The organism is Lactococcus sp. LG1074 (genome assembly GCF_017309525.1).
Lineage (GTDB): Bacteria > Bacillota > Bacilli > Lactobacillales > Streptococcaceae > Lactococcus > Lactococcus petauri.
Genome location: NZ_CP071293.1, coordinates 316,102 through 341,963, shown reverse-complemented (window position 1 = coordinate 341,963; position 25,862 = coordinate 316,102). Strand labels below are relative to the sequence as shown.

Genomic DNA, 25,862 nt, shown 5'->3' with positions numbered 1-25,862 from the left:
AAGAGAAACATCAATAGTTTTATTTTAGCCACCTCTTTACTTAAACAACAGATAAAAAAGCTCCGACACTTAATCGGGGCTTTTATTCTTTTATCAATTCGCTACTTTAAGCATTTCTTGATAAATATTGCGGAAGATTGTAAGAAAGGCTTCAATCTCTAACATATTATTTGTATGGTCCAGACTAACACGTACAGCGCTGGTTGCAAGATCAGGTTTGACATGCATAGCCATGAGTGTGCCGGCAGCAGCATTTTTCTTCGAAGAACATGCAGATGTTGTTGAGATGAAAATCTCATGTTTTTCAAAAGCATGAACAACAACTTCTCCTCTAACTCCACGAATTCCAAAGGTCAATATATTGGGAGCAAAGTCATCCATTTCTGAAAAAAGGATAATTTTTTCTTGCTTAGAGAGTTCCTCAAAGATGATTGCTTTCATTTGACGAATTTTCTCAACTTTATGATCAAAATCAGATAGTGCAAGACGAAGAGCCTTAGCTGTAGCAGCGATACCAGCAACATTTTCAGTCGTCGAACGCTTGTTATTTTCCTGACCACCGCCATGTAAAAGAGGGGCTAAGCGTTTTCCTGATTTAATATAAAGAAAACCGACACCACGTGGCCCGTGGAATTTGTGCGCTGAAAATGTTGCAAAGTCCACACGTTCCAACATAAAGTCCTCAACAGCTATTTTACCAATGGCTTGGACAGCATCAATGTGGAAAGAAATGGTAGGACGATTTTCCAAGAGTTTAGCGATTTCTTTGATCGGTTGAATAGAGCCTATCTCGTTATTTACGGCCATGACAGATACCAAAATTGTATCTTCGCGGATTAATGCCTCAAGTTCTGAAACTTTAACAAATCCCCGTTCATCAACAGGTGCTTCATCAATTTCAAATCCTTGCATAGCTAACCATGCTGCAGTATTTTTAACTGCAGGATGTTCTATGGCTGAGATAATGATGTGCTTCCCAAATCTTTCTTTTTCATATGCCACACCTTTTAAGACCCAGTTATCGCCTTCTGTTCCACCACTTGTGAAGTAAATTTCCTCTGTATTAACATGAAGTAGATCCGCGATTTGACGGCGTGAAGCCTCCAAAAGACGTGTTGCAGTTGTTCCTAAACTGTGCAAGCTCGAGGGATTTCCCATAATTTTAGTGGCTACATCTGTATATGTGCGTAAAACTTCTGGATTTATAGCGGTAGTGGCTGAATTATCAAAGTAAATGATTTTAGTTTCCCCATTTCTGAATAACATTTAGCAGCTTCCTTAGCTTAAGCAGCGGAAGCATTTTTTCATCCTTACATTCTATCACTTTTTTCTCGCTTTTTACAGCTTGAAAATCATTATATACTCAACTGTTATCTTCATTCTGTTTTACTGCAAGTAAACATGCAAGAGCTACAAATTTTTATAATCAAAGACAATAAAAAATACCATGGTTAACCACGGTATCAGTATTTCTACGCTAGATTATTTAACAGCGTCTTTCAAAGCTTTACCAGCTTTAAATGCAGGAACTGTAGTTGCTGCGATTTGGATAGCTGCACCAGTTTGTGGGTTGCGTCCTTCGCGAGCTGCACGTTCACGAGTTTCGAAAGTACCGAAACCGATAAGTTGAACTTTTTCTCCTTTTGCGAGGAATTCAGTTACTGATTCACCGAAAGCGTTAACTGCTTTTTCAGCATCTTTTTTAGTCAATCCAGCTTTTGCTGCAACTTCAGCAATAAGATCTTGTTTGTTAGCCATTTTAAAAATGTCCTCCATATTTTGTTTTACCTGTTCTTATTAGGCACTTTTCATTTTATCAAATGTTGTGAACCTTTGCAAGCCTAAACAGCGTTTTTCTGCGGTTTTTAGCTGATTTTAAGGTTGAATCATCAAATTAAAAGTAAAGTTTCCACTGACTAAATCTAGCTGATTTGCTTTTAAATATAAATTATCTGCTAAAGTAAGTTGTGGCAGATGTAATATGACTTGATCCTTCGTTGGTAAGACTTCTACAAAGGCTGGAAGCTTAATGCTTGACTTCACATAAGCAAGAACAGCACTTGTTGGTAAGTTCAACGACCCTGCCGAAACACTCTTCACCTGAAGTGCAACAGAACCATCATTTAAAGCCAAAGGCTCAAAGTAAATATAGAGTGGAATTTTTTGTCCAAAAAGTTGGTAAGAAGCTTCTAAAACAGCTTGACTATTTGATAGATAGAATTTATAACTCATGTCTGAAGTCTGAAAATCTTGCAGATAAGTATTAATAAGCTGGTTTAACTGGTCCCGATTAGTCGTTATTTTAGCGACTTCTGTCGTCTCTTTAGGCTTACTTACTTGTCTCAAAGATTGTTGGTCCCGCACATTAAATACGCGACTCGAAATAAAAGCAAAAGTTCCAAGATTAATTGCTAATAGAGCAAGAAAGAGCCATTTCCAGATTGTTTTTTTATTTTTCATTGATCACCTGATATTCTTTAAATACTGCATCAGCCATGATTTGATAGCCAATATTGTTGGGGTGGAAACTATCTGCTGTGTAAAGGAGATCATTGATTTGAGACTGACTTTCAGAAATCCCTTTCTCCCCTCCGATTCCTTTGTAAAGCAAATCGTTAATGGCAATAAAACTCGTATTTTTTTCTTCTTTTACCGTCTCCTCTGTTGCGATATTCCAATTATTAATGATTGTTTGCAAGGCTGTTATATTAGGAAAATTCATATAGAAAGGATTATAAATCCCTAAAACATAGACATGAGCCTTAGGATTATTTAGCCGAATAGTCTCAAAGATTTTTTTCAGCTCATTTTGATAATTACGCGCAGGTTGTTCAAAGTCTTTTTCTTTAAGTTTTGAAAGACGAGCAGCATTATCTCGGATAACTTTCATAACATCATTCCCACCAACAGTCAAAGTGATAAAATCTGCATTTTTTATAGCAGTTTGGATTTCTCTGTCCTGCATTTTTCCATAGATTTGGGTACTTGTATCACCTGCATGACCAAAGTTTTGTGACTCTACTTTTCCTGTGGTTTGGTTTTCTACCTCTTTTGCTAAAAGAGGGACGAAGCCACCTTGGCCTGTTGCATCACCAACACCTTCTGTTAATGAGTCTCCCAATGCCACGTAATTCACGATTTTATCTTGATCCTGTACTTCTTCTTTTAAACGGTTGCCAGCTGGAGTACTCATCAAGGAAAGCAAACAGAATACAAGTAAACTTGCTAGCAAAAAGCCAGCAAGTTCAAGAATAATTTTCAGTTTTTTATTCATAATCAATCATTACAGCCCAAGCACCCGGTCCTGTATGAGTAGCAATAGTAGAGTTAGTATCGAGGATAGAAATTGGTTTTTCAACAAATTTTTGCAAAGCTTCCTTCGCTTTATTAGAAAAATCAAGTCCTTCTACATGTGAAATGCCAATCTCACGAATTTTACGTCCAGAGTTTGCGATGTGTTCTACCGTTTCATCTAACCATTTGGTAAATGTCTTATTCCCACGTCCTCGTGTCATTACACCTAGCTCACGGTTTTTTAGTTCCATCACGATACGTACATGCAAGAGACTTCCCACGATTCCGGTTGTACGACTGATACGTCCGCCTTTAACCAGGTTTTCGAGCGTCGAAATCCCAATAAACAGTTCTGTATTTTCACGTACGTGATTAATTCTCTTCAAGATTTCTTCTTTTCCAAGACCTTCTTTAGCCAATCGTGCGGCTTCCACTACTTGGAATTTCAAACCTTGGTCCGTAAAATCACTATCAAGAACTGTTACATCACGGCCAGATAGCATTGCCCCTTGACGTGCTGCTTGTACTGTACCGCTTAAACTTTCAGTGATGTGGATGGAAATAATCGCATCTTCTTCACTGGCAATTTCTTCATATTTTTCTGCAAAGACCCCTACAGGAGGTTGGCTTGTTTTAGGCAATGCCTTAGAAGCCTTCATTTTTTCCATAAATGAGTCCAAGGGTAAGTCTGAATCAAGGTAAGTTGTCCCGTCAATAGTTACCGACAATGGAACTACAGTAATATCAAGTTCTTCTACTAATTCTGGTTCAATAGTTATTGATGAATCTGTCACAATTTTAATTGTCATATTTTCTCCAAATCAAAATAAAAAGACTTCGATTTCTTTTCTAAACAATCTATGTTAATATATATTAATATTATACCAAATGAACTGCAATTTCGCTAATCCTCTTTTTCAAATTTATAAATATTTTGATTTTAGAAAGCGAAATTATTATGGAAAGAAGGAGATCAATGGAAAAGCCAGCTTCTCGCGCTTATCAAATTGTCGACCAGGTCTTTAATGCCATCACACACGGAGTCGGAACTGGTCTTGCTATTACAGGACTTGTTTTACTCATACTTAAAGGAGTAGCCAATCATTCACCGATACAGATTGTTGCTTTCTCAATTTATGGAGCCTCTCTTGTACTACTTTTTCTCTTTTCAACTTTGGCACACAGCCTACACTTTACACGCGCTCAAAAAGTTTTTCAAGTTTTTGATCATAGCGGTATCTTTTTACTCATCGCAGGAACTTATACCCCTTATTGCCTCGTTACATTAGGAAATTGGCTAGGCTGGGGAATGTTAGCACTTGTTTGGCTTTGTGCGATCTTGGGAATAGTCGTTACAGCTATCTACCTCCCACGATGGAATACCGTGCCTAGAGGTTCAACTGTCCTTTATATTGTTATGGGATGGGTCATCCTCTTTGCCATTTACCCTCTCTGGCAGCTTCTGCCTGCCTATGGCTTCTGGTTTCTCGTCGGAGGAGGCGTAATTTACTCTGTCGGAGCAATTATATACCGTTATAAATTCCCTTTCGCTCACGTGGTCTGGCATCTTTTTGTTCTTGGTGCTGCAATGCTGATGTGGTTCTCCATCTATGGTTATGTGGGATCATAAGAAAAAACGCTATTTATAAACAGCGTTTAAGACATAGGTTTTCAACTTGTTCAAAAGTAAATCATTTTCTTCCACATAGACTTGAGTCTGTGTGGTTTTTTTTGTGTCAGCAAAATGCAAAATGACTTGTATTCCTCCAGGAAACTCCCGTAAAATTCGAGAAATATGCGTATTATGACTTGCATCTTCAAGATTCAACCAAAGTTTACGGTCTGTCTCTTCTACTTCGATGACACGATCAGCTAGCATCTGTAAAGCATCATTTCTTTCAGAAACTTTGCCAGAAATTAAATAAAATTTTCCTTTTTCGAGATTTGCCATAAACCGCCGATAATTTTCTGGGAAAAGTGTAATGTCAAAATTTTCCTTACTGTCAGTTGTTGATAGGAAAGCCATTGTCTCTCCTGTCTTTGTACGATGGGTACGCACAGCAAGCAGCTCGACTAAAACAGTCGCTCGCTTATTTTTTTGCAAATCAGTCAGTGCTGTAAAATTTGTTTTCAGTTTAAGTGCTAAAGTTTGCAAGGGGTGTGGCGTAATCCCTACACCTAAAAACTGCTTTTCATACTCGTATTTCTCGTATTGCAGATAATCTTCTGCATCTTGAAAAGAGAATTTTAAGGCAGATGCACCGAAGAGATCCAGTTGAATATTTTGACTATAATCAATGAGAGTTGATAAGTTTTGAGCCAGCTTCCCTCTGTTCATGTCTTGGTCATCAAAAGCTCCAATCTGTACAAGTGGTAGCAAATAATCTTCTTTCTGGAAATTTTGAGGTAAACTTTTCACCAAATCTGCTAAATCACTAAAGGGCCTATGTTCAACAATCCAAAATGCCATATCTCGTGGAATGCTCCGTACATTTGCTAAGCCCAAGGCGATTTTACCATTTTCTACTCTGTCATGATAAGGCATCCGATTGATGGAAGGTTGCTCCATTTGAAAATCATTACCCAAAGCATCTTGAATCATGCTCTCTCTTTTACGGTCTCGAAGCTGAACCTCATAAAATTCATCGGGATAATTCGCCTTGAAATAAGCGATTTGAAAAGCTAGAGCAGCATAAGCATAGGCATGAGAACGATTAAAACCATAATTAGCAAAACGTTCAATCAGACGATATATCTCCATCGCTTGTGCTTCAGTGTGCCCCAACTTTAAGCTTCCTGCTAAAAATTCGGCTTGGAGTTCTTCAAATTCTTTTCCTTTTTTCTTTGAGATTGCACGGCGGAGCAAGTCAGCCTTACCCAAAGAGAAACCGGCAAAGCGTTGTGCAACTTGCATGATCTGTTCCTGATAAATCATAATACCATAGGTTGGCGCTAATATTTCTGTCAGTGTCTCGTCAATGACTTCTACTTTTTCCTGTCCATGTCGGCGGGCAACGAATTGGGGAATAAACTGTGAAGGGCCTGGACGGAAAATAGATGTCGCATCAACAATATCCTCAAACTTTGTTGGAGCTAAATTACGCAAAAAACGTCTCATCTGTGGATTCTCAAATTGAAAAATACCTAGAGTATTTCCAGCACGGAAAAGTGCTAACGTTTTGTCATCTTCTAAATCTATGTGCAAAGGATCGATGTGAACATTTTTTCGTTTTTGTACTAATTCACATAATCGCTCAATTATCGTTAAATTTCGTAAACCCAAAAAGTCGATTTTCAACAGACCAATTGCTTCAACATCCGGTGCCTCATATTGTGTCAAGGCCAAATCATCGGATGGTTTTAGAGGCACGTAATTGACCAAGGATTCTTGGCTTAACACCACGCCCGAAGCGTGTGTCGATGTTTGACGCGGTAAGCCTTCAATACGAGTAGCTATCTCATACACCTTCTGCAATCGACTGTCGCGTAATATTTCAGCCTTAAGTTTAGGATTTTCCTCGTACTCATCACGAAGCGAACCAAACCGTTGTCTCAACATGCGTGTGAGAGAAGAAAGCTCAGCTTCGTTCATCCCAAAAGCCTTTCCGACATCACGTAAAGCTTGTCGTTTACCTAAGGTCGAGAAAGTCACGATCTGCGCCACATGGTCGCTACCATAACGCCGCTTCATATAAGCAAGCAACTCGGACCGTTTGGTATCAGGCATATCAATATCGATATCGGGCATTGCTACACGTTCCGGATTAAGGAAACGTTCAAAGAAGAGATTATTTGCCACCGGATCAACATGAGTGATACCTAAGGTATAAGCCACCAATGAACCAGCAGCAGAGCCACGCCCCATGCCGCAATAGATGTCGTTTTCACTTGCATAGCGTAATAAGTCGGCAACGATAAGGAAATAGTCATCGAAGCCCATTTGATGGATGACCGATAGTTCATGATTGAGACGTGCACGATAGTCTTCTCCTGTAGGCAGATTGACTTCTGCTCTTTCACGAAGAAGCTCTGCTGCATTTCTTTGTTTATCAAACTGAGGCAAGCCTAACTTCTCACTAAAGTCATACGCAATATTTGCAACTAAGTTTTCAAGATTATCTAAGGCTTGAGGATAATTCTTAGCATATAATTTTTCGTAAATTTCTGGTCTCTGCAAAAGTTGGTCATTTGACAAAGTCAACTCTTGATTGTAAGGTATTAAATCACGAATCGCATGTAGAACTTCAAGGCTTTCATTATCGACCTGTGACAAGTAGCGCACAGGCTGAAAAGGAAGGTACGGAAACTGAAGCGAAGTTCCTCCGACACCTGTAGGCAAGATGCCAATATATACTTCTGCTTGAATCTGTGAAAGGGCTGAGAGATTCGCATAAGACTCTGGTACCACTAAAACGACATCATTTAAAAAACTCTCAATATCAGAAAAACGGTGACGACCGTAATTATGACTGGAAGAGATTTTTAAAAGATTTTTATACCCCTCAGTATTTTTAGCAATAAAACTAAAGGATACAGGTAAACTGTCCAGCTCAAAAACAAGCTCAACCCCAATAATGGGCTGTATGTTTCTCTTTTGTGCTTCAATCGCAAAGTGATAAGCACCATGTAAATTTCCGACATCACAAATGCCAAGCTGTTTATAGCCCATTTTTTCTGCCACATTCAGATAATCATCTACTCGGACAACACTATCTAAAAAACTGTACTCTGTTTTGGTGTTGAGTTGTGCAAACATTTGGCCCCTTTCTCCTTTGTTTTTATACTTTTTTCGCATAATTCTTGAATTTTAGCTCTAATAGTATTATACTTTATTTTGAAGAAAAATCGAAAGAAGAATTATTATGAAAGTACTTGTAACTCTTTTCTGGTCAGCCGTTATCGGCGAAGTTGTAGGTTACATCATGACCGCACTCGCTGGGGTAGCTGACAAGCCGTTTAGCACTTTGGTTGTCTCACTGGTATTCGGACTTTTTGTTTTACTCATTAGTAAAGTCGGAGTTGTGGAACCAAAGCATTAATCTCTCTTTCAAAGACCGATCAAAAAAAGCAGGTTTTCAATCTGCTTTTTTTGTGTCATAATAATCCTTTTCTTGTAGCTCCCAGTACTCTTGATCTGTCTCACTAATTTCTCTTAAAATACGTGCCGGATTTCCCACAGCGATAACATGTGCGGGCAGATCCTTAGTAACTACTGCTCCTGACCCTACAATCGTTCCTTCACCAATACTAACACCTGGATTCACAATAACACCTGCACCGAGCCATACACGATCGCCAATAGTGATTGGTTTTGCATATTCAAGCCCTCGAACCCGAACAGCTGCATCGATAGGATGCAATGGTGTAATCAGGCTTACGCGAGGTCCAAACATCACATCGTCTCCAATAGTGATTGGTGCAACATCCAAAAAAATACAATCCACATTGGCATAAAAATTTTCACCAATGTGTGTGTTAAAACCATAATCGACTTGAAGTGGCGGATTCACATAAATAGATTTTCCTGTACTCCCAAACAATTGTTTCTCTAAAGCAATAATTTCTTTTTGATCCATTAGGCTGGTTTGATTTATCTTTTGGGCAAGTACTCTTCCTGGTTGTGGATCATACTCTTTTTCAATCTTAGATGCTCTATAAAGTTGCCCTGAAATCATACGTTGATACTCTGACATGGCTTCTCCTCTCAATATTGCATCCAGTATATCAAATTATGATAGGAAAAAATATTAAAAAGTAAGCACTAAAAAAATCCCCACCTTAAGTAGGGATTTTTATTTTCACATATTTTCCACTGCAGCTTTAACAAAGGCTTGATAAAGCTCTTCTGGACGGTTTGGACGTGATTGTAATTCTGGGTGATATTGACAAGCAACGAAGAATTTTTTATCGGTTAACTCAACGATTTCGACCAAACGGTTGTCTGGGGAAACACCAGAGAATGTAAAGCCTGCCGCTTCAAATTGTTCACGATATTTATTATTAAATTCATAGCGGTGACGGTGACGACGTTGAACGACATCCGCATCGTTATATGCCGCACGTGCTTTAGTGTTTGCTTTTAGTTTTGATGGGTAGAGTCCTAAGCGCAAGGTTCCTCCCATGTCTTCAACATCAACTTGGTCACGCATGATATCGATAATTGGATATGGTGTTTCTGGGTTTAATTCGTAAGAATGTGCCCCTTTCATGCCTAAAACATTGCGTGCAAACTCCACGCAAGTCATTTGCATACCAAGACAAATACCCAACATTGGTACATCATTTTCCCGGGCATAACGGATAGCTGAAATCTTACCTTCTGAACCACGTTCACCAAATCCACCAGGGACGATAATACCATGTGCATCTTTCAAACGTGCAGCAGCATTACTATCATCTAAGTCATTTGCATTCACCCAGTCCAATTCAATGTCACTATCTGCTGGATATCCCGCATGTTTCAAGGCTTCTGTCACTGAGATATAGGCATCTGGCAACTCTACGTATTTACCAACCAAAGCGATTTTGACTTTTTTCTTAAGGTTCATCACATGGTCAACCATTGCTGCCCATTCGGTCATATCAGCTGCAGGGGCGTCAAGTTTCAAATGATCACAAACGATTTGATCCATGTTTTGCTCTTGCAAGTTTAATGGAATTTGGTAGAGATGTTCCACATCAAGAGACTGGATAACTGCTTCAGGATCAACATCACAATACATGGCTACTTTGTCGCGCATTTCGCGTGTGATTGGAACTTCTGTACGAAGCACCAACATATTGGCCTGGATACCATATTCACGCAATGTTTTTGTCGCATTTTGTGCAATTTTCGTTTTCAACTCCCCAGCTGCACGCAAGTGGAGGATTGGCACAGTGTGAATGTACATCACATTATCTGAACCAACTTCGGCTTTCATTTGACGTAGGGCTTCAATGAATGGGAGGGATTCCATATCACCTACTGTACCACCAACCTCAGTGATGATAACATCAGCGTCAGTCATTGTTGCTGCACGCTTAATTTTTTCTTTTAATGTATCTGTAACGTGAGGCACCATTTGAACTGTCGCTCCAAGGTACTCCCCTTTACGCTCTTTACGTAAAATTTCAGAGTAAACTTTACCTGAAGTTACATTTGAGTATTTATTAAGATTGATATCAATAAAACGTTCATAGTGCCCAAGGTCAAGGTCTGTTTCAGCGCCATCATCTGTAACAAAAACCTCACCGTGTTGATAAGGGCTCATTGTCCCTGGGTCAATATTAAGATACGGATCAAATTTTTGTACAGTTACTTTAAGGCCACGGTTTTTGAGCAAACGTCCCAAAGACGCTGCAACAATACCCTTACCCATTGATGATGTACCACCACCTGTGACGAAAATATACTTAGTTGCCAATGCGAAATCTCCTCTGTTTTCTATATTAAGCCTGGGAAAATATAATGGAAAAATAGTTGCTTTTTTATTTTTCCTAATGAGGCGCTTAGGCAAAGCTCCGTAGAGCTTGCCATCCATCATTTAGTGGTTTTAGCCACAAATGTTGGTAGCGAAACAAAAAAATAAGCTCCCTTTTGTAAGGGAGCTTCTGACTTTACCGCAAAAAGCGGTGCCCGAATATTATTCTATATGATTTTGATTTTTTTGTCAAGGTCCTAGATTTTATCTGGAGCAAAAAAGAGGATAAGAACATCTATCCTCCTTTTAGAAATTAGTGAATATCAGTAGGACTCGCGAGCAACTGGTTTCCCTCTGAGGTCATCTACTTCGACTTTAAATGTCATCTGCACCTCCCTCTTTATTGTTAAATACATTTTCTCACACTTTGTCCTTATTACCAACTCATATGCAAAATTTCCAGTGAGGCACTTATCCAGACTTTTACTTACTCATAACTTGCACGTTCCCCACCAATAAGCTTAGGGCGTGATTTGAGAGCTGTGACATGCGCTCCGCCAAGTTCTTTCAAGACAGGTCGCACAGGGATTTGGACATGCTTTACGTGCATTCCAATAGCTGTATCGCCAATATCGAGTCCAGCATATGCCGTGATATGCTCCACTTCTACTGGTGCCTTAAATAGCTTATAAGCTGCGACTTGTCCACTCCCTCCTGCATGAAGCTGTGGAACAACCGAAACGATTTCCAAATCTTTTTTGTCCGCCAATTCTTGCTCTATAAGTAAAGCACGGTTAAGGTGTTCACAAGCCTGGACAGCTAAATAAATATCCCGCGCCTTGAGTGCTTCATAAATCGTTCCGACAATTACTTCGCCAATCTCAGCTGAGGAGTTCTTACCAATTGTACCGCCATTGACTTCGGAACTAGATAGGCCCAAGACAAAAATCTGTCCAGCTTTTATCTCTGTTTTTGCAATAACATCTTCAATAATTGTTTTTGTTTCTTCTTTAATTTGTTTTAAGTCCATGAAGAGCACCTGATTTCTTAAGAATTTCTGTAAGAAGCAAAGCAACGACAAAACCGACACTGGTTTGCACGGCATTAATTGCCATGTCGGGTAATGCCACGGCTAAACTTCCAACAATAAACATATCTGCTATAAAATAACCGCCGACCATAATCACGGTAGCCAACCCGTAATTAAGTGCTTTATTTTTTGTTATAACACCTAAATAACCTTGGAGTCCATGAATGACTAAGGTAAAGAACATGTATGCCGCATATCCCGCAATAAAATCATTGAGAAATCCTGCTAGTGCACCAACAATTAGACCTTCACGTTTTCCAAGAAGCATGGCTGTCGTGAAAATACCCGCATCAAGCAAGGTAAAATAACCACCAGGAATAGGTATTTTTGTGAAATAGCCTAAGACAAATGTCAAGGCAGCTAACAAAGCCAACAGGGTTAATTTTTTAGTTGAGTACTTCATTGCTCCTGCTTTCTTTTACTTTTCAAAGTTTGCTCGAATTCTACTCCATAACGTTTGTCAGCAGACTTTGGTGTATTTTTTATTGATTTAACTACATAGTCAACAGCTTCTCGTGTTGCTGCGGCTAAAGTTTTACCATTAGTTAACTCTGCAGATAAAACAGAACCGAAGATATCTCCAGTGCCATGATATGCACCTGGCAATTTTTCTGCCAAAACATAGTCAATCTGTCCGGTACTTCTTGCAGCCGCGGCTCCAATATATTTTTCATCAAGCATAACACCCGTCAAAACAACATTTTTTGCCCCACGTGCTTGTAATTTTTCAATGAGCATTTCAATAAATGCTTCTGACTGCACACCTTCTTGGTAAGGTGTTCCTGTTAAAAGGCACGCTTCTGTGATATTAGGCAAAAGAACATCTGCATAAGGCAAAAGTTCACCCATTTTTTCTACAAAGTGCATATCGAAAACACTATATAGTTCCCCATGATCAGCCATGACTGGATCAATGATAGCCAGATTATTCGCATCTTTATATATGCCAATCAAGTCTTTGAGCACGTCAATTTGTTCCGCAGAAGCCATAAAGCCACTATAAATTCCATCCATATGGAGATTTAATTCTTGCCAGGCTTGAATAATGTTGCGCATTTCATCTGTAAGGTCAAGATAAGTAAAGTTGGTAAAACCACCTGTATGTGTTGATAAAAGCGCTGTGGGCAATAGTCGACACTCTATGCCATAAGCACTAATAATCGGAAGCGCCACTGTTGAGGAACAACGACCTACGCAAGAAATGTCATGTACAGCAACAATATTTTTAGTCAAAATAAATTACCTCCTTGAGATAGAGCCCTTCTGGGGCAGCAGTCGGACCTGCTAGGTCACGATTTTTACTTTCTAAAATCTTTTTAATTTGCGAGACAGGCATCCGCCCATTTCCTATTTTGATCACAGTTCCCATCATATTACGAACTTGTTTATAAAGAAACCCATTGCCCCGAAAAATAAATTTATAGTTTTCATCGTCTAGTTTTACAATCTCAGCTTGAGTTATCGTTCGTATCTTATCTTCAACTGTAGCACCAGCTGCTGTAAAGCCAGTAAAGTCATGTGTACCAACCAAATCTGCTAGAGCTTGTCGCATCAAATCTTCATCAAGTTGATAGCGAAAATGTGCACGATACAAACGGTGAAAAGGACTCCGAACTTTACTGTTTTCCAGAAAATACTCATAAATCTTTTCATGCTTGTTAAAGCGAACATGAAAATCCTCTTCAACTTGTATGACTTCACGAAAGGCAATATCTGATGGGGTTTGCGTGTCCAAAGCGAAACGTAAACGTTCCTCATCTCGCTGCCCTTGCAAGTCGAAATGAATACGTTGAGCATGCGCATGCACTCCCGAATCTGTACGTCCTGAGCCATGCAATATCACAGTCTGGTGAGAATTTAATTTTGTCAAAACTTTTTCAATCTCTTCTTGTACAGTCCGTTGATTATTTTGGGTTTGAAAACCTGCAAAATTTGTGCCATCATAAGCAATCGTTGCCATATATCTAGTCATGTTTATATTATAGCAAAATCAAGTATAGATTTGTCTAACCTAATTTAGAGTTTCCCTTATTCTGCAAACTTTCTACTCTATTTTGAAAACCCTTTAATGCGACCAACCTTGCATTATTTAGGTTAGAAGCTCTTTTACACAACAATGCTATATGTCAATATAGAAGCCAAAAATGCCCACATACGTTTTGGAGTCACCCAAAGGAATCTTTTGTTAAGAAAGCCAGATGTTCTCATCATTACCATCATCAAAACTATACCAATGCAAGGTATTGTCTGAAAAAGACTGGCCCCTACTTCTTGCTTTGCGTTCTTTACTAACTTTTGAATAGACATTTTCTAGATTAGTATCAAAACGCGCTGCAAGTTCACTGGCTGTTCCACAATCTAAAAATGCTTCTCCTCTATAAACCGCATATAACTTTTTCATCGTCTTTCTCCTTAATCATTTTGATGCAAGTTGGCAAGCATTTTTTCTCTTTGCATCTTACGCCGCATTCTACGTTTCTCCTTACTTTCATGCTTGCGTCGCTCTATTTCTAGCTTGAGCAGTTCCTCCTCAAAGACTAATTCTTCCTGCTTGCTTTTCCTTTGCGATATTTTAACTCTTTCTTTAGCCCTATGGAGCTATACTATAAAAGTGGACAGAAAATTGTGTGTTATAATCTGTCTATTAAGACACAAAAATGAAAGGACTTTTATGTCAGGTTTTAAACGTTACGACGAGGAATTTAAGCAATCTCTCGTTAATCTCTACCAAACAGGTAAAACTCAATCCGAACTCTGTAAAGACTATGGTGTCTCCCCTTCTGCACTTGCAAAATGGATCAAGCAGTACTCTCAAGTTCGTCTTGAAGATAATACGGTCTTGACTGCTAAACAGATTCAAGAATTACAAAAAAGGAATGCCCAACTCGAAGAAGAAAATCTTATCTTAAAAAAAGCAAGTGCCATATTCATGCAAAACTCCAAGTGAGATTAAAAGCAGTCTATAGACTCCGATTTGAACACACGACAGTTATGCTCTGTCGTGTTTTACATGTCAATCGTTCCACCTACTATAACTTCATAAACAAGAAGCCCTCAAAACGTGAAATAGAAAATCAACGCTTGAGAAAATTACTCCTTGAGATTTATATGAAAGCCAAGAAAAGAATTGGAACGAGAGCTTTTAAAATCATTCTCCTGCGTGATTATGGCGTTAATATTTCTGAGGGGCGTATCTTAAGACTTCTCAAGTCTATGACACTCCCTAAAATGTCAACGATTAAACCTAGAGTTAAATCAAAACACTCTCCTGCATTTTCTTCTGATAATCTCCTTAAACAAGAATTTAATCCTAAGTCCCCGAATCAAGTATGGACAACTGATTTCACTTATATTTCTATAGGACATAGACGGCATGTTTATCTCTGCGCCATCCTTGACCTCTACTCTAGAAAATGTATTGCTTGGAAAGTAAGTGACAGGATTGATGCTAAACTTGCCTGTGACACATTAGGGATGGCTATAAATAAGAGGAAGCCTAAGGAACCAATCATTTTTCATTCGGATCAAGGTAGCCAATTTAAATCAGCTTCCTTTAGAAAAATATTAGATGAGCATCAATTGCTTGCTTCTTACTCCAAACCTGGATATCCTTATGATAATGCTGTCACTGAGGCCTTTTTCAAGTACCTCAAACAACGGGAAATAAACAGAAGAACTTATCACTCCATTCAAGAAGTTCAACTCTCTTGCTTTGAATACATCGAACAGTTTTATAACAACTATAATCCTCATTCCGCAAACAATGGTTTAACTCCAAATCAGAAAGAAGAAAACTATTTTAAGAAAATATAGCTCATTTTGTGTCTAAATATTTGACATTAGTCCAGTGATACACGCATTAAACAAATCAGACAGCCGAACGAAAGATTTTAGCACGATGTCGCTCAAAGAATGTGTGATTGACTACATCTCACACTTTGATGTTGTTGAGCAAATCAATACTTATCAATTTCTTGAAGCCTATAATTTGCCTTATGAGGATTATGATGCTGCCGTCGAAATTTTTAAAAAGATTTTAAAGTTGGATTACGCGTGCTAACTTTGAACTAATGCGGAGTACGCCTTTCGATATATAGTATAAAATAAAGCACTTCCCATGAAGTGCTTTATTTTTTTAATTTAAAAAGCCATCTTTTAAGCTTTACTTTTAGAACAAAAAATGCCCCGCCACGAAGGCGGAGCGAGGTTTGGCACCATGATCCGAGGGGGATTCGAACCCTCGACCGTTCGCTTAGAAGGCGAATGCTCTATCCAGCTGAGCTATCGGACCAAAATAGACAAGTAGATTTTTACACTACTTGTCTAGTCTATCATATTTTTCTAATTGAAGCAATTATTGTCCTGTATAAGGATCAACATAAGTGGTTGTACCATCTGCACTCGCACCTCCCATTCCTGGGTCAGTTGTTCCATATGCTGCGCCATCGTCTACAGAAGCCCCATAAGGATCTGGGGTAGTTGCATCAGCCTGACTTTCTTCAGAAGATTTTGTTTTATCCGATGAAGTTGGCTTATCACTTGTCGCTGCGCTACCATCTGTCGCAACATAGGTAGCAGAATTGCTGCTGTCAAGATTTACAAAAGAACCATTGACATCAATACCATAAACAGTTGACTTGCCATTTTCTGTTACTGTTGCTGAAGGCATGAAATAGGCATCAGGTATATTACCAGTTAATGTTTCGTATGTAATTAAATTATTACTTAAACTATTGCCTGTCTCTTTTTTCAGAGAGTTTCGTAAAGCGTTTTGAACGGCTAAAGTCGTATTTGTAGATAACAGCTGATAAGAACCACCATCTCCTGGATTCATATAATCAATCCCTTGATATTGAATCGAAACTACTTTATTAAAACAATCTCTATAACCTAATAAAGAAGTTAAAGTTGAGCCATTGATTGGAATATTTGTTTTGATGTCTTCACTAATATCGTCCAAGAATTTTTGATATTGAGTGATATTGTTCAATGCCAAGAGCTTCGTCACAACTGCTGAAATAACTTCACGCTGGTGTGCTGCACGACCATAGTCTCCATTAGGTAAGTGATGGCGATCACGCGAATAAACCAGCGCTTGGTCTCCATTAATGTGTTGTTTACCTGGTGGAACTTTCGCAGTGTACTCCGGCTCTGTGTCAGAGATATAGAGAGTCTGCCCAGTTGTATTGTCAATATCAATACCGCCCACATCATTGACCAAGTTGACCAAGCCATCAAAGTTAATCATGAGGAAGTTATCAACATTAATACCAGCCTGTTCTCCGATTGTCTTCATGGCATATTGGACACCTGTTTCCAGCCCTCCTGCATTATACCCCATCGGATAAGCGGCATTCATCTTCTGTGTCGAAACAGTATTACCTTTATTATCCAAAATGTTTGACATGACATCTCGCTCAAGAGAAACCATCGTTGTTGTATTCGTTTTGGGATTAAGGGTCATAACGATCTGTGAGTCTGAGTTACCATCCCAGCTGGTTGATCCTCCGCGGTCAGCTCCTCCAGTATCGACACCCATGAGTAAAATTGTTAATGGCTCAGTCGCTTTGATAATTTTTCCCGCATCTGTGCTTCCAACTTCCGCATAGGTTTTCGAAAATGCTTTTGTTGTGCTATCTAAAACTGTCGAAACATAGACAGTGGCTGCTCCAGCCGTTAAGGCGATGATCCCAACGATCATCAACAGCGATTTTTTCCAAAGTTTCATAGTAAAATTATATCAAATTTCTACAAATAAACAACAGGAAATGAAAAAAGCAACCAGATAGGCTTCTTTTTTCCTATCTGATCACTCTTATTTCACTTAGAAAAATTTGACCATTTGATACACATCTATCAATTGTCCATGTTCATCGCGTGCGCCATATTTTTGGACTGTTTCAAGCTCAAAACCAAACTTTTCATATAAATGGATAGCTGCTTTGTTGCGTTTTTGAACAGTTAATTCAAGTCGCTTTATCACGTCCATCTCCTCAATCCATTCAAGGGCATCCTCAAATAAAAAAGAAGCAATACCATAACCTTGAAATTGTGAACTTACAGCAATAAAAATATCCCCAATATGGCGTATGCGATAGTGAAAATCTGCCGTAATATGTAGAACGCCAGCAATTTCTTGACCAATAAAGGCTAGAAAATAAGCGTTATTGTCCTTCGTAAGAATCTGTGTCAAGTAATCTTGCATCTGCGTGGGCGACATAAGAATCCCCGCCTCATCTAAAGTCAGAAAATGACTTTCTTTTCCTACCTGATTAAGAAAAGCAATAAGCTTTATGCTATCTTCAGGAGTTGCTTCACGAATCAGTAACTCTGTGCTCATAATTCTCCTAGTAGTGCCTCATAGCGTTGTCCATGTGGAAGAAGTTCTAAGACACGTTCAGCATCCGTTGCAAAGCCGTCTGCGTATTTATCAAATTTCACTTCTAAGTAGGATTCAGGTAGACTTTCTCCCAGTAGCTCGCCCCATTCAATAACAGATATGCCTTCACCAAAAAGATAATCGTCAAGGTCAAAGCTGTCAGGATCATCTCCTGCACGGTAAACATCCATATGATATAAAGGGAGCTTTCCTTCCTCGTATTCTCGTACAATGGTGTAAGTTGGGCTCTTAATCATCTGCGAAATTCCTAAGCCCACAGCTAAACCCTTCACAAAGGTTGTTTTACCTGCACCAAGCTCTCCTGTCAAAACAATAATATCTTGTGCCTGAAGAAGGCCACCTAAACGCTCTGCAAATGCGAGCATCTTTTCTTCATTAACTTTTAATTTCATAGCCTTATTATAGCACAACTCAACACGTGAAAATTAGTAATTAAATCCCGGAAAACGGAAGTGATTGTTTTTCGCTAAGTCTTGTGTGACTCTAGCAAAGTCTAAAGGAGTCTTGTCTTTGGCCATTGACTCCTTTCCTCTTTCATGCAGTATGTCTGGGAACAAAAAAAGATTCCTTACGAATCTTTTTCTTTTATAGTTTTACGCCAATTTCTTCTTTGACTACGTCAACTATTGTGTCAACAACTTCATTTACTTCTTCATCTGTTGGTGCTTCAGCCATAACACGGAGAAGTGGTTCTGTTCCACTTGGGCGGACAAGAATGCGGCCTTTGCCGTTCATTTTTTCTTCCATGGCCGTAATAACTTCACGTATAGCTGGAATATCCATTGCCCCTTCTTTAGCAGCGTTATTTGCTACACGAACATTTACAAGTTTTTGAGGATAAATTGTGACTTCAGCTGCTAGTTCTGATAATTTTTTACCTGTTTCACGCATGACTTTTACAAGTTGGATAGCTGAGAGTTGTCCATCACCGGTCGTATTGTAGTCCAAGAAGACCATATGACCTGACTGTTCACCGCCAAAATTGTAATTATTTTTACGCATTTCTTCCACAACATAGCGGTCACCTACAGCCGTTACTACGGAATTCATACCTGCTTCTTCCAATGCTAAATGAAAACCAAGATTAGACATTACAGTTGTAACTACGGTATCTTTTGCTAATTTCCCTTGCTCAAGGAGATACTTCCCAACGATGAACATAATTTTGTCACCATCAACGATATTGCCATTTTCATCTACTGCGATAAGACGATCCGCATCACCATCGAAAGCCAGACCAATGTCGCTTCCAGTTTCTACAACCGTATCTGCTGTTTTCTCTGGGTGTGTTGAACCAACACCGTCATTAATATTAAGTCCATTTGGATTTTCACCAATCACTGTGAGTTCGGCATTTAAATCAGCAAACACAGCACGCGCAGATGTATATGAAGCACCATTAGCTGTATCGAGTACAATTTTGTAACCTTCAAAATCGCCTTCAGCTGTTGTTTTCAAAAATGCTTGATATTTACGTACAGCTTCATTATAATCGTGTAAAATTCCCAAACCTTCAGCAGAAGGTCGTGGTAATTTATCTTCTTCAGCATCAATCAAAGCTTCGATTTCTAACTCTTTATCATCGTCAAGTTTAAAACCATCTGCTCCGAAGAACTTAATTCCGTTATCCAAGGCTGGATTATGGCTGGCAGAAATCATAACCCCTGCAGAGGCTTCTTCTTTACGGACCAAATAAGCCACTCCTGGTGTAGCAATAACACCCAAGTCATAAACCTCAATCCCTACTGATAACAGACCTGAAATAAGGCTTGTTGAAAGCATCTGACCCGAAATACGTGGATCACGTGCTACATACACTTTTGGTGTTCCGATTTCATGTTGGCTAAGAACATAGCCACCAAAGCGCCCAAGTTTAAAGGCCATTTCTGGCGTTAACTCTACATTTGCCTCTCCACGAACGCCATCTGTTCCAAAATATTTACCCATTTTATTCTTCTCTTTTCTTTTTTTACTTATTTATTTTTTTACTGGAGTCATTGTTACTTCTACTTGACTAGGTTTCACACTTGCTCCATCTGCCTGTATATCGACATTTACAGTCTCTTTTTCCGTAATATTAGATATGTTTACCGTCGCATCAACACTATTAATCTTATCTAGAGCACTTTGTTCTCCTGAAATGGTGACTGTCTTCTGAGAGAGAGACGTCTTCATGTCTGAAAGACTTTGGTCAAGTGTTCCCGTTTTCTTCACATTAACTGGGACTGTTTTTGACGGCTTTTCTACGCTCACTTTCATTTGCACTGTCGCCGGACTGATTTGTGCGGGAAGTAATTTTCCGTCAGCATCAACTGCATGCAAGGTAACCGTACCAGAGTAATCATCATTTAAGTATGCATCACTTGGTAAGGCCGCTTGGATGGCATGGATTTGTTTGATGCTTGTTTCCCCTGCTGTTACTTTGACTTTTTCTTGACTCAGCTTGATGTCATTAACTTTGAAACCATCTGGTAGCTGCGCTTGTTCAATCAAGGGTGTTACATTAAATTCAGCACTGGCTTTCTTTTCTAAGCGAACGGTCAAGGTTGTAGGTTCAATTTGTGCATTTATGCCATTAGGAAGTTGTTGGATACGTACGGGCATCGTCACTGTTCCTTCTTTTGCATTGGATAAATCCACCACAAGATAAAAGTTCCGAGAATCCGGGTTTTCTTCTGTATTAATCTGAACGCGATTGTAACTTGTCAGGTAGACATTAGCAGTATTATTATAACCACTGGCAAAATATTCATCTGAATTATACTTAATTTCAATTGGTACATTGGAAATAGTTGTCGTATAAACTTCTCCAGTTGTTGAGTTACCTTGATTTCTCAACGCAGCAGAGCTTGCATTAAAGAATAAAATTACTGCAAAGAAAATGGAAGCTAAGATTGTAAAAAGTTTTGAAGCGAAAAAATTATTTCTCATTATTTTTTGCCTCCTGTTTCTTCTGGTCCCAAAATAGCGATAAGTTTTTCATGGAACACTTCTTTTGAAATATCCGCGTACAACTCACCATTATAAGCGATAGATATTCCTCCTGTTTCTTCCGAAACAACAAGAACTAAAGCATCTGAAGATTCTGATAAACCTATAGCTGCACGATGTCGTGTCCCAAACTCTTTGGATATTCCCGTTTTCTCAGTTAAAGGAAGGTAGGCACTGGTTACAGCAATTTTATCATCTTGAATAATCACTGCCCCATCATGTAAAGGCGTATTCGGGATAAAGATATTGATGATTAATTCACTGGAGATATCTGCATCTAACCTTATCCCTGTGGAAGCATACTCACTCAGAGTTTGTGTTCGCTCAATAGCAATGAGTGCTCCAATTTTACGCTCAGACATATAGGCAAAAGATTTTTCATATGCCTCAATATAGCTATTGATAGACCGGTTGCGTCCACCGGATAACCGATTGGTCGTCCGACCTAATCCTTCCAAAGCTCTACGTATTTCTGGTTGAAAGATAATAACACCGGCAATCGCACCATAGGTAATTACTTGATTGAGTAGCCACTCTAAAGTGGTCAAACCGATCAAACCAGCAACTATTCTTATGAGAACAAAAATAATAACACCACGTACTAAGCTGACCAGCTTTGTGCCTTGTACAAAACGCATAGCTAAATAAAGAAAAAAGCTTACAATAGCGATATCGATGATTGAAATGAACACACGCCAAGGCGATTGGTTTAACTCCAATATTTTTTGCCAGAAGTCAAGATTAAAAATTTGACTAAAATCACTCACATACTGCCCTCCTCACTGACTTATTCTTTACTATTATACCAAAAATACATTTCTTTATGTTATCTCCCACATAAAGAAAAAGCGACTTACACTAAGTTGCCGCTTTTCTCTTTTTTATTTTGCTTGACGTGCAGCTTTTCGTGCAGCTCGTCTTGCCTCACGCTCAGGATCTACTGGGCGTTCTTTTCTTTCTCTTTTTTCACGAACTGGCTGCGCAGCTTTTTTATCCGAAGCTTTTGCTTCACGAGCAATAAATTTTTCGTAATCCCCTGACATTCGGGCATACCGTAAGAATTTTTTCTTCGCATCTGCCGCAGCTTTTGCATAAAGCAATTCTGCTTGCTCTGCATTGACCTTCATAAGATTGGCAAAGCGAGACTGTTTCACCAACAATTCTCCTACTTGTCCAAAATCTGGACGTTTAAAATCTAATGTCAGAGGATTTTTTCCAACTTCTTCAAGTGCTGGATTGTAGCGGTAAAGTTGCCAATATCCACTGTTTACTGCAGCTTTTGCTTCATCAAGCACCTTGCTCATTCCCTCATAGTTTCCATGTGTAATACATGGTGTATAGGCAATAATTAGAGAAGGGCCCTTATGTTTTTCCGCTTCATCAAAGGCTTTGATTGTTTGCATCATGTTTGCACCACTTGCGATTTGAGCGACATAAACATTGCCGTAAGTCATAGCCATAAAGCCAAGATCTTTCTTCGCAGCAACCTTTCCGCCAGAAGCAAACTGCGCAATCGCACTTGCCGGTGTACCTTTGGAAACCTGTCCACCTGTATTGGCATAAACTTCGTTATCCATAACGAGGATATTTACATCTGCACCGCTGGCAATAACGTGATCCAATCCACCAAATCCAATATCATAGGCCCAGCCATCGCCACCAAAAATCCACTGTGTAGGTTTTACAAATTGGTCTTTTTCATTATATATTTCTTGTAGCAGAGCTGAATTTTCTTTTTCCTCTTTAAGCACAGCTTTGAACTTTTCAGCACGTGCTCTTGTACCTTCAGAATCTTCCAGGTGCTCCAGCCAATCCTCAGCTAACTGTGCTAAGTTAGCCGACATTTCAGGTAGGGCTACCTTAACTTGTGCTGCAAGTTTTTGCCGTCTTGTTTGACTTGCAAACCACATGCCATAACCGTATTCAGCATTATCTTCAAAGAGCGAATTTGACCATGCTGGACCTTGCCCAACATTATTTGTGGCATAAGGGGCAGCCTGTGTCCCCCCATAAATAGAAGAACATCCTGTGGCATTGGAGATCATCATACGATCACCAAACATCTGTGTAAGCAGTTTGATATAAGGCGTTTCCCCACAGCCAGAACACGCACCAGAAAACTCAAAGAGTGGTTGGTTAAACTGTGTAGCAGCGACTGTACCAGAGCGTGCTGGATTTTCTTTTTGCTTAAGTGTCATCCCAAAAGCCCAGTTGATGGCTTGAGTTTTTTGACTTTCATAAGGTACCATTTTTAGGGCTTGCCCTTTTTTCGGACAAGCTTCCACGCAGAGTCCACAGCCTGTACAATCCTCTACGGAAACTTGAATCCGGTACTTCAGACCGTCTTTGCCACGGTAATCCATCACACTGAAGCCTTCTGGCGCCACATTCCATTCATCTTCATCTGCGAGGAAAGGACGAATGGCAGCATGTGGACAGACAAAAGAACATTCATTACATTGCGTACATGCAGCGCCGTTCCATTCTGGAACTTCCAAAGCAATGCCGCGTTTTTCAAAAGCAGATATTCCTAGCGGACTACTTCCTGCTGCTACATTGGTAGCCACATCCTGAACAGTTAATTGATCACCTTCAAAGGCATTGACCTTATCTAAAAAGTTGAAAACATAGCGTTTACGTGCTGTATCTGCCGGAGCGGCTTTGGTAACTTTTTCTTCTGTGTCAGCCCATGAGGTAGGTACTTTTACTTCATGTAAATGATGCAGGGCTGCTTCCATAGCTTGTAAATTTTGCTCTACAATCTTTGGCGATTTACGGGCATACTTCTGTGCATCCTCTTTAAGAATCGCATAGACCTTATCAAAGGGCATAATGTTGGTCAACTTAAAGAAAGCAACTTGCATGATGGTATTAATGCGTCGCCCCAAACCAGTGGTTTGTGCAATCTTAGCAGCATCGATTGTGTAGAAACGAATCGCATGTTCCGCAATATACTTTTTAAGCTGGGCAGGTAAATTTCGATCAAGTTGTTCATCTGTCCAGCTTGTATTAAGGAGGAAAATCCCTCCAGGGCGCAAGCCTTTTGTTAAATCATATTGGCGCACATAAGTTGTATTATGGCAGGCTACAAAGTCAGGATGCGAAATCATATACTCCGACTGAATAGGACTGTCACCAAAGCGCAAATGACTTACGGTCAGTCCACCTGATTTTTTCGAATCGTACTCAAAGGCACCTTGAACATATTTGTCCGTATGGTCACCGATGATTTTAATAGCAGCTTTATTCGCACCCACGGTCCCATCTGAACCAAAGCCCCAGAATTTTGCTTGATAAGTATCTGCTGAAGTGAGATCCAAGTTCCCTGCAAGCGGTAAGGAAAGATGAGTCTGATCATCATCTATACCGATAGTAAAGCTTTTCTTCACAGATTTATTTTTTAGCTGCTCGAAAACTGCCACGATGTGCTCTGGTCGCGTATCTTTACCACCTATACCGTAACGTCCACCAATAACAGAAATATTTTGCTCAAACAGCAAATCTTTAATATCGAGTAAAAGAGGCTCAGCATTACTTCCTGCTTCTTTTGTCCGGTCAAGTACGGCAAGTGAAGTCACCGTTTTAGGTAATTTTTCAAGAAAATTTTCTGAGGGAAATGGACGGTAAAGATGGATATTCAAAAAGCCCACTTTGCGCCCTTGATGATTCAGGTAATCAACAGTTTGTTTAACTGTTCCGGCAACAGATCCCATACTTACAATAACTTCTTCGGCATCTGGTGCTCCATAGTAATCTACCAGATCATAATCCGTCCCACGCAAGTGATTTATTTCCCGCATGTATTTTTGAACGAGTTGAGGAAGTTCCTCATAATATGGATTGACCGTTTCACGCTGTTGGAAATAGATATCAGCATTCTGATTGGTTCCTGACACAGTTGGATGGTCTGGATTCATCGCACGTTGACGGAAAGCACTTAATTTCTCTTGATTAATCAATTTTGCTAGGTCTTCGTAATCCAGAACATCAATTTTTTGGATTTCATGTGAGGTGCGAAAACCATCAAAGAAGTTTAAAAAGGGCACCGATGCTTCAATTGTTGTCAGGTGGGATACAGCTGACAAGTCCATAACTTCTTGGACGCTAGATGCTGCTAACATGGCAAAACCTGTGGAACGCGCTGCCATAACATCCGAATGATCGCCTGAGATATTCAGTGCACCTGTTGCAATAGCACGTGCTGCCACGTGGATAACCCCAGGAAGAAGTTCGCCTGCCATCTTATACATATTGGGCAACATCAGTAAAAGCCCCTGAGACGAGGTAAATGTTGTTGCTAGAGCTCCAGCTTTTATGGCACCATGCAAAGCTCCAGCAGCACCTGCTTCTGATTGCATCTCGCTCAGTTTAACAGGTTGTCCCCAAATATTTTTGCGGCCCGAAATCGACCAAGCATCTGTATAATCAGCCATTGGTGAACTTGGCGTAATGGGGTAAATCATTGCAATTTCAGAGAAAGCATACGCAACATGTGCGGCTGCCATATTCCCATCCATAGTTTTTTTCATGATAAAGTCCTTATGTAAAAGCATTTATTTGGTTTTTCATCAGAAAAAACGGTGTCATTTGTTTTTTCTGTGGAAATATTCCTGAAAATCCAAGAGCTCTTACGCTTAAATTTTTGACTACTTCTATTTTAGCACTTTTAATTATAGGCTCCATGAGT

At 39.5% G+C, this 25,862-nt stretch carries 23 protein-coding genes, 1 tRNA gene and 1 pseudogene; 4 read left to right on the top strand and 21 right to left on the bottom strand.

Annotated features, from left to right (window positions below; all coding sequences use genetic code 11):
* Positions 1–93: 93 nt before the first annotated feature.
* From J0J36_RS01665 to J0J36_RS01645, 5 genes are all read right to left on the bottom strand, one after another.
* The gene (locus J0J36_RS01665; protein WP_305067145.1) at positions 94–1,239 is read right to left on the bottom strand and encodes a cysteine desulfurase family protein; all 1,146 of its coding nucleotides are present in this window, start codon (positions 1,237–1,239) and stop codon (positions 94–96) included.
* 243 nt (positions 1,240–1,482) lie between these two features.
* Positions 1,483–1,758: an HU family DNA-binding protein gene (locus tag J0J36_RS01660; RefSeq protein WP_003133973.1), complete on the bottom strand. Its 276-nt coding sequence runs from the start codon at positions 1,756–1,758 to the stop codon at positions 1,483–1,485.
* A 117-nt stretch (positions 1,759–1,875) separates the two neighbouring features.
* On the bottom strand, positions 1,876–2,460 hold the full coding sequence (locus J0J36_RS01655; RefSeq protein ID WP_019292639.1) for a YpmS family protein: 585 nt from the start codon (positions 2,458–2,460) through the stop codon (positions 1,876–1,878).
* Positions 2,450–3,274, bottom strand: a complete 825-nt coding sequence (locus J0J36_RS01650) for an SGNH/GDSL hydrolase family protein (protein WP_206886737.1) — start codon at positions 3,272–3,274, stop codon at positions 2,450–2,452. Before J0J36_RS01650 ends, J0J36_RS01655 begins: the two co-directional genes overlap by 11 nt.
* Positions 3,267–4,103 carry a DegV family protein gene (locus J0J36_RS01645; RefSeq protein WP_019292641.1) on the bottom strand — a complete coding sequence of 279 codons (837 nt, stop codon included), beginning with the start codon at positions 4,101–4,103 and terminating at the stop codon, positions 3,267–3,269. The genes J0J36_RS01650 and J0J36_RS01645 overlap by 8 nt, the downstream gene beginning before the upstream one ends.
* 167 nt (positions 4,104–4,270) lie before the next feature.
* Between J0J36_RS01645 and J0J36_RS01640 the strand changes: the two genes are divergently transcribed.
* Positions 4,271–4,924, top strand: coding sequence for a hemolysin III family protein (locus tag J0J36_RS01640; RefSeq protein WP_019292642.1), 654 nt, complete (start codon positions 4,271–4,273; stop codon positions 4,922–4,924).
* 9 nt (positions 4,925–4,933) lie between these two features.
* Here the strand turns inward: J0J36_RS01640 and J0J36_RS01635 are convergent, their stop codons facing one another.
* Entirely contained in the window at positions 4,934–8,050 is a 3,117-nt protein-coding gene (locus J0J36_RS01635; protein ID WP_019335946.1) for a DNA polymerase III subunit alpha, read from the bottom strand.
* A 106-nt stretch (positions 8,051–8,156) separates the two neighbouring features.
* Here J0J36_RS01635 and J0J36_RS01630 point away from each other — a divergent pair, with 106 nt between their 5' ends.
* Positions 8,157–8,333 (top strand): DUF2929 family protein, encoded by a 177-nt coding sequence (locus J0J36_RS01630; RefSeq protein ID WP_017369403.1) that lies wholly within the window; start codon positions 8,157–8,159, stop codon positions 8,331–8,333.
* Between the two features lie 36 nt (positions 8,334–8,369).
* Here the strand turns inward: J0J36_RS01630 and J0J36_RS01625 are convergent, their stop codons facing one another.
* The 7 genes from J0J36_RS01625 to J0J36_RS01595 all read right to left on the bottom strand — a co-directional run bounded on the left by J0J36_RS01625 (position 8,370) and on the right by J0J36_RS01595 (position 14,185).
* Positions 8,370–8,987, bottom strand: a complete 618-nt coding sequence (locus J0J36_RS01625) for a sugar O-acetyltransferase (protein ID WP_019292644.1) — start codon at positions 8,985–8,987, stop codon at positions 8,370–8,372.
* Positions 8,988–9,092: 105 nt separating this feature from the next.
* Positions 9,093–10,697 (bottom strand): CTP synthase, encoded by a 1,605-nt coding sequence (locus J0J36_RS01620; RefSeq protein ID WP_017369405.1) that lies wholly within the window; start codon positions 10,695–10,697, stop codon positions 9,093–9,095.
* Positions 10,698–11,181: 484 nt separating this feature from the next.
* A complete protein-coding gene (locus J0J36_RS01615) occupies positions 11,182–11,724 on the bottom strand; it encodes a TIGR01440 family protein (protein ID WP_019292646.1) in 543 nt (180 codons plus the stop codon).
* A complete protein-coding gene (locus J0J36_RS01610) occupies positions 11,705–12,187 on the bottom strand; it encodes an ECF transporter S component (RefSeq protein WP_153924426.1) in 483 nt (160 codons plus the stop codon). Before J0J36_RS01610 ends, J0J36_RS01615 begins: the two co-directional genes overlap by 20 nt.
* The gene (locus J0J36_RS01605; RefSeq protein WP_019292648.1) at positions 12,184–13,017 is read right to left on the bottom strand and encodes a pyridoxamine kinase; all 834 of its coding nucleotides are present in this window, start codon (positions 13,015–13,017) and stop codon (positions 12,184–12,186) included. Before J0J36_RS01605 ends, J0J36_RS01610 begins: the two co-directional genes overlap by 4 nt.
* Positions 13,010–13,756 carry a tRNA pseudouridine(38-40) synthase TruA gene (gene truA / locus J0J36_RS01600; RefSeq protein ID WP_019335947.1) on the bottom strand — a complete coding sequence of 249 codons (747 nt, stop codon included), beginning with the start codon at positions 13,754–13,756 and terminating at the stop codon, positions 13,010–13,012. The genes J0J36_RS01605 and truA overlap by 8 nt, the downstream gene beginning before the upstream one ends.
* A 213-nt stretch (positions 13,757–13,969) precedes the next feature.
* Entirely contained in the window at positions 13,970–14,185 is a 216-nt protein-coding gene (locus J0J36_RS01595; RefSeq protein ID WP_019292650.1) for a hypothetical protein, read from the bottom strand.
* Between the two features lie 270 nt (positions 14,186–14,455).
* On the opposite strand from J0J36_RS01595, the pseudogene J0J36_RS01590 reads away from it, so the two are divergent.
* Positions 14,456–15,613, top strand: a pseudogene (locus tag J0J36_RS01590) (IS3 family transposase).
* 18 nt (positions 15,614–15,631) lie between these two features.
* Positions 15,632–15,844 carry a hypothetical protein gene (locus J0J36_RS01585; protein ID WP_153924424.1) on the top strand — a complete coding sequence of 71 codons (213 nt, stop codon included), beginning with the start codon at positions 15,632–15,634 and terminating at the stop codon, positions 15,842–15,844.
* Positions 15,845–16,001: 157 nt separating this feature from the next.
* Here J0J36_RS01585 and J0J36_RS01580 read toward each other — a convergent pair.
* From J0J36_RS01580 to nifJ, 8 genes are all read right to left on the bottom strand, one after another.
* Positions 16,002–16,075: transfer RNA gene (locus J0J36_RS01580), tRNA-Arg, on the bottom strand.
* 63 nt (positions 16,076–16,138) lie between these two features.
* Entirely contained in the window at positions 16,139–17,512 is a 1,374-nt protein-coding gene (locus J0J36_RS01575; protein WP_046401076.1) for an LCP family protein, read from the bottom strand.
* Positions 17,513–17,608: 96 nt separating this feature from the next.
* Entirely contained in the window at positions 17,609–18,124 is a 516-nt protein-coding gene (locus J0J36_RS01570) for a GNAT family N-acetyltransferase (RefSeq protein ID WP_019292884.1), read from the bottom strand.
* Entirely contained in the window at positions 18,121–18,576 is a 456-nt protein-coding gene (gene tsaE, locus J0J36_RS01565) for a tRNA (adenosine(37)-N6)-threonylcarbamoyltransferase complex ATPase subunit type 1 TsaE (RefSeq protein WP_019292885.1), read from the bottom strand. The genes J0J36_RS01570 and tsaE overlap by 4 nt, the downstream gene beginning before the upstream one ends.
* 193 nt (positions 18,577–18,769) lie before the next feature.
* The gene (gene glmM / locus J0J36_RS01560) at positions 18,770–20,131 is read right to left on the bottom strand and encodes a phosphoglucosamine mutase (RefSeq protein ID WP_019292887.1); all 1,362 of its coding nucleotides are present in this window, start codon (positions 20,129–20,131) and stop codon (positions 18,770–18,772) included.
* Between the two features lie 30 nt (positions 20,132–20,161).
* On the bottom strand, positions 20,162–21,115 hold the full coding sequence (locus tag J0J36_RS01555; protein ID WP_019293423.1) for a YbbR-like domain-containing protein: 954 nt from the start codon (positions 21,113–21,115) through the stop codon (positions 20,162–20,164).
* Positions 21,115–21,942, bottom strand: a complete 828-nt coding sequence (gene cdaA / locus J0J36_RS01550; RefSeq protein ID WP_019292889.1) for a diadenylate cyclase CdaA — start codon at positions 21,940–21,942, stop codon at positions 21,115–21,117. Before cdaA ends, J0J36_RS01555 begins: the two co-directional genes overlap by 1 nt.
* A gap of 114 nt (positions 21,943–22,056) precedes the next feature.
* Positions 22,057–25,704 carry a pyruvate:ferredoxin (flavodoxin) oxidoreductase gene (gene nifJ, locus J0J36_RS01545; protein ID WP_206886736.1) on the bottom strand — a complete coding sequence of 1,216 codons (3,648 nt, stop codon included), beginning with the start codon at positions 25,702–25,704 and terminating at the stop codon, positions 22,057–22,059.
* Positions 25,705–25,862 lie beyond the last annotated feature (158 nt).

What these genes read in the sequence shown, in the direction of transcription:
- J0J36_RS01660 (WP_003133973.1), bottom strand. Translation starts at nt 1,758, where the DNA reads ATGGCTAACAAACAAGATCTTATTGCTGAAGTTGCAGCAAAAGCTGGA.
- J0J36_RS01655 (WP_019292639.1), bottom strand. Translation starts at nt 2,460, where the DNA reads ATGAAAAATAAAAAAACAATCTGGAAATGGCTCTTTCTTGCTCTATTA.
- J0J36_RS01650 (WP_206886737.1), bottom strand. Translation starts at nt 3,274, where the DNA reads ATGAATAAAAAACTGAAAATTATTCTTGAACTTGCTGGCTTTTTGCTA.
- J0J36_RS01645 (WP_019292641.1), bottom strand. Translation starts at nt 4,103, where the DNA reads ATGACAATTAAAATTGTGACAGATTCATCAATAACTATTGAACCAGAA.
- J0J36_RS01640 (WP_019292642.1), top strand. Translation starts at nt 4,271, where the DNA reads ATGGAAAAGCCAGCTTCTCGCGCTTATCAAATTGTCGACCAGGTCTTT.
- J0J36_RS01635 (WP_019335946.1), bottom strand. Translation starts at nt 8,050, where the DNA reads ATGTTTGCACAACTCAACACCAAAACAGAGTACAGTTTTTTAGATAGT.
- J0J36_RS01630 (WP_017369403.1), top strand. Translation starts at nt 8,157, where the DNA reads ATGAAAGTACTTGTAACTCTTTTCTGGTCAGCCGTTATCGGCGAAGTT.
- J0J36_RS01625 (WP_019292644.1), bottom strand. Translation starts at nt 8,987, where the DNA reads ATGTCAGAGTATCAACGTATGATTTCAGGGCAACTTTATAGAGCATCT.
- J0J36_RS01615 (WP_019292646.1), bottom strand. Translation starts at nt 11,724, where the DNA reads ATGGACTTAAAACAAATTAAAGAAGAAACAAAAACAATTATTGAAGAT.
- J0J36_RS01610 (WP_153924426.1), bottom strand. Translation starts at nt 12,187, where the DNA reads ATGAAGTACTCAACTAAAAAATTAACCCTGTTGGCTTTGTTAGCTGCC.
- truA (WP_019335947.1), bottom strand. Translation starts at nt 13,756, where the DNA reads ATGACTAGATATATGGCAACGATTGCTTATGATGGCACAAATTTTGCA.
- J0J36_RS01595 (WP_019292650.1), bottom strand. Translation starts at nt 14,185, where the DNA reads ATGAAAAAGTTATATGCGGTTTATAGAGGAGAAGCATTTTTAGATTGT.
- J0J36_RS01575 (WP_046401076.1), bottom strand. Translation starts at nt 17,512, where the DNA reads ATGAAACTTTGGAAAAAATCGCTGTTGATGATCGTTGGGATCATCGCC.
- J0J36_RS01570 (WP_019292884.1), bottom strand. Translation starts at nt 18,124, where the DNA reads ATGAGCACAGAGTTACTGATTCGTGAAGCAACTCCTGAAGATAGCATA.
- tsaE (WP_019292885.1), bottom strand. Translation starts at nt 18,576, where the DNA reads ATGAAATTAAAAGTTAATGAAGAAAAGATGCTCGCATTTGCAGAGCGT.
- glmM (WP_019292887.1), bottom strand. Translation starts at nt 20,131, where the DNA reads ATGGGTAAATATTTTGGAACAGATGGCGTTCGTGGAGAGGCAAATGTA.
- J0J36_RS01555 (WP_019293423.1), bottom strand. Translation starts at nt 21,115, where the DNA reads ATGAGAAATAATTTTTTCGCTTCAAAACTTTTTACAATCTTAGCTTCC.
- nifJ (WP_206886736.1), bottom strand. Translation starts at nt 25,704, where the DNA reads ATGAAAAAAACTATGGATGGGAATATGGCAGCCGCACATGTTGCGTAT.